General features: G+C 54.9%; 4 protein-coding genes. All 4 read left to right on the top strand.

What is annotated here, in order from left to right; translation table 11 throughout:
• On the top strand, positions 1–664 hold a 664-nt coding region (mobA, locus tag ACOSYY_RS12790; RefSeq protein WP_421662843.1), incomplete at its 5' end, for a molybdenum cofactor guanylyltransferase.
• A gap of 16 nt (positions 665–680) precedes the next feature.
• On the top strand, positions 681–1,721 hold the full coding sequence (locus ACOSYY_RS12785) for a glycosyltransferase family 9 protein (protein ID WP_421662842.1): 1,041 nt from the start codon (positions 681–683) through the stop codon (positions 1,719–1,721).
• A gap of 50 nt (positions 1,722–1,771) precedes the next feature.
• Positions 1,772–3,496 carry an arginine--tRNA ligase gene (argS, locus tag ACOSYY_RS12780; protein ID WP_421662841.1) on the top strand — a complete coding sequence of 575 codons (1,725 nt, stop codon included), beginning with the start codon at positions 1,772–1,774 and terminating at the stop codon, positions 3,494–3,496.
• A 21-nt stretch (positions 3,497–3,517) separates the two neighbouring features.
• The coding region (locus ACOSYY_RS12775) for a tRNA-guanine transglycosylase (protein ID WP_421662840.1) at positions 3,518–3,948 on the top strand (431 nt) is incomplete at its 3' end.

The raw sequence follows: 3,948 nt of genomic DNA, 5'->3' as shown, positions 1-3,948 counted from the left end.
GACCTACCCCCTCTTTTTTTTCCCCACAGGTCAGGTGCTCATGATCATCGATGTGACAGGCGTACTGCTGGCCGGCGGAAAGAGTAGAAGGATGGGAGAGGACAAGCGATTTGTCCTTGTCGGCCAGCGGACTCTCCTTGAACGGAGCTGCCATATCCTCAACGAATTGTTTGACCAGGTTTGCGTTGTCATCGCTCAGGATAGTCCTTCGCTACAAGTAGAAGTGCCGGTGATCCGAGATCGTATTCCGGATTGCGGTAGCCTTGGCGGATTATACACGGGCCTTCGATGGGCGAAAACTCAGCATATCTTTCTTGCGGCCTGTGATATGCCATTCCTCAACCCTGATGTCATTCGGCATATGGTTCGCCTGAAAGACGAGGCTGATATTGTTATCAGCCGGTGGGAGACTCGTCCGCAGCCAACCCATGCAGTATATGGACGAAACTGCCTGCCAGTTATTGAGGAAATGATAAAAGTCCGCAATAAAAAGATCCACAGCATGATGGATCACTCGGCTCTTCGCGTGCGATTGATTGACGAAAGGGAGATCAGGCGAATCGACCACGATGGGCGTTCCATGTTCAACATCAATACGCCGTCCGATTTAGAACAGGCTCGATCAGTGCATGAGCACGATGCCGGTACGGGTCTCGAGTCGTAGTGTTATGGGGAAATCTGTGAAGCGTACCATCCTTATCCTTCACCCCGGTGCTCTTGGCGATGTCCTGTTGGCCGTCCCCGCGATGAGGAGTCTGCGCGTGAGATTTCCCAAACATGAGATCGTACTCGTCGCTTCTGCGTCCGTAAGTCGACTCCTGTCGGAGTGTGGGTTGATTGACGATTGGATTCCATTGGAAGGGCAAATGTGCCTGGGATTATTTTCAGAAACGGTGTCCCTCTCCGGGGAATTGCAATCTAGGGTGAGCCGGTGTGATTTGGCTGTGGTCTGGACGGAGGATAACGATGGCTCTCTTCGTTCCCTATTTCAGGATGTGGGCGTAGCGCAGATTCGGATTCAGTCGCCATTTTCCCCGGAGTTACGCGCGAAGCATCAGAGCAACCGCTTTCTTGAGACGCTGGGGGAAACGGCTGGAGATATTTCTCCAGAGGGAACGGTCCCAGCCCCCCCGCATCTCTTGAAGCGTGGTAAAGACTATCTTCAGACCCTGATCTCCCGCGATCAATCGCTGGCTCTTATACATCCGGGGAGTGGGAGTGTTCACAAGTGCCTTGGGCCCAGAAGAGTGGCCTTGTTGATCGAACAGTTATGGTTAGGAGGGATGTGTCCATTAGTTTTGGAGGGGCCGGCGGATCAGGATGCCGTGGGCCATGCTCTGCAGTATGTGAGTAAGCCGCCATTCGTTCTCAAGGACCTTGATCTTTCCCAACTTGCCGGCGTGCTTGCGCAGGTCACGTTATATATCGGTCATGATTCGGGAGTGACCCATTTGTCTGCTTTATTGGGTGTACGGACGATTGCTCTATTCGGTCCTACAGACCCCGAGCGGTGGGCTCCACGTGGTAGCCATGTGGCGATCCTGCGCGGCTCGCCCTGTATCTGTGAGTCATGGGAAACAGTTAAAAAGTGTGCGGAGAAGCCCTGTCTTCAAGTCCCGATCGAAGAAATTCTCATGGAATCGAAATTTGCAATAGGGAGGAGCAGTGCAAACCCTCGTAATTCCACGCGAACCGCCTTGTCTCACTCCAATCCCATGTGATACAGTGGCGCGTTAATTTCCTTTCTTTGGTAAGGACTTAGAGGATTGTCGTGTCTCAAGGACTCGTGCAAGAGCGGGTAACAACGGCCCTACTCGGCGCCCTCAATGGTGCAAGGCTAAAAGGGCAGTTGAAGACGGCGACTTGGCCAACGCTTACTCTTGACGCGCCCAAACGACCGGAGTGGGGAGATCTCGCTTCAACGGTGGCGATGTCTTTGGCCTCCTCTGAGCACAAAGCCCCTCATGATATCGCCCAAATCATCGTGGAAAACATTCCTCAGAGAGAACAGCTGTTTGATCGTGTTGAGATCGTCCGTCCCGGTTTCTTGAATCTTACAGTGAAACCGGCTCTCTGGCAGGAAGTTCTCCGTGAAATCGAGTCGCAAGGTGCTCACTATGGCCGGACGGCTGTCGGAACCGGCCGGCGAGTGTTGGTTGAGTATGTCAGCGCCAATCCGACCGGCCCATTGCATGTCGGCCATGGCCGAGGGGCGGCGGTCGGGCATGCGATCGTCCGGCTATTGGATGCGATCGGATACGATGCCGTGGGAGAGTACTATATTAACGACGCAGGGCGGCAGATGAAATTGTTGGGGGCGTCTGTTTATGCCCGTTATCAAGAGTTGTCGGGGCGGACTGTCGAGTTCCCTGAGGATGGTTACCATGGTTCGTACATCACATCCGTGGCACAACAGCTCAAGGACCAACTCGACCTCGTAGCCGGCGAACTGACTCCTGCCGACCTTGAGGCGCGCTGCCGATCTCTGGCTTACCAGAAACTGCTGGGGCTGATCCGTGAGGACCTTCAGTCATTTGGGATCGAGATCCAATCCTGGTTCAGCGAAGCATCGCTTCTAGAGTCCAAAGCCATCGAGCGGGCCATGGACGAATTGAAAGCCCGCGACCTCCTGTTCCAACAGGAGGGGGCATGGTGGTTTCGGGCGTCCCTGTACGGCGACGAAAAAGACCGTGTCGTCAAGAAGCAGGACGGTGAGTATACGTACTTGGCGTCCGATATCGCCTACCACCATGACAAGCTGAAGCGCGGCTACGATCTATTGATCGATGTTTTCGGCGCCGACCACCATGGGTATATCCCACGCATGCAAGCCGTCATGCAGGCATATGGACATCCCCAAGATCGTCTCCAGGTTGTGTTGGTCCAGTTGGTGAAGCTGTTGCGGGATGGAGTCGAAGTGAAGATGTCCAAGCGGACAGGGGAATTTATTACGATGCGGGAAGTCATCGACGAGGTCGGAGCCGACGCCGCGAGGTTCTATTTTTTAATGCGGGATTCCAAGACTCATCTGGAGTTCGATCTGGAATTGGCGAAGCAACGGTCGGCCGACAATCCGGTGTACTACGTCCAATATGCCCATGCGAGGATTTGCAGCCTTTGGCGCGTGGCCGCCGAAAGAGGAGTGGCCCGCCCGTCCGCACTGGAGACCGACCTGACTGTGTTGACTGATCCCGATGAATTGGGGCTGATTAAAAAACTTTCCGCGTACCCTGAAATGATCCAAGCCAGCGCGTTGGCCTTTGAACCGCATCGGGTGACGTATTATCTTCAGCAATTGGCGGCGCAGCTGCATACGTTTTATAACAAACATCGTGTGTTGCCTCCTGCGACGGATCAGGAGCATGGCGAGCCGGCTCCTGCCGAAGCGCTCACCCCGAAACGGACCGCGGCGCGACTGGTCTTGATGGGCGGGGTCCAGCACATTCTCAGAAACGGGCTCGAGGTGCTCGGCATTTCAGCGCCTGACCACATGTAGCGGCTCGATCCCTTAGAAGAGATGCAGTACCAAATCCAACAATCTGACCGACACTCCAAGGGCCGCATCGGCCTGCTCACGACCGGCCACGCAGAGGTCAAAACACCGGCCTTTATGCCGGTTGGCTCGTTGGGGCCGGTCAAGGGGCTCGAACCAGGAGACCTGGAGAGTCTGGGGTTTCGACTCATGCTCAATAATGCCTATCATTTGTACTTGCGCCCTGGTCACAAGGTCGTGGCCGACATGGGAGGGCTTCATGCCTTTACCGGCTGGCCGGGAGCGATCCTCACCGACAGCGGCGGATTTCAGATTTTCAGTTTAGCGAAGTTGTGCGGAATCACCGATGAGGGCGCCACGTTTCAATCTCACATCGATGGGTCGACACACTTCATTACTCCGGAAAAGGCGATGGAAATCGAAGAGGCGTTGGGGGCCGATATCATCATGGTGCT

Source organism: Nitrospira sp. BLG_2 (assembly GCF_049222245.1).
This window is presented reverse-complemented; position numbering and strand designations above follow the sequence as displayed.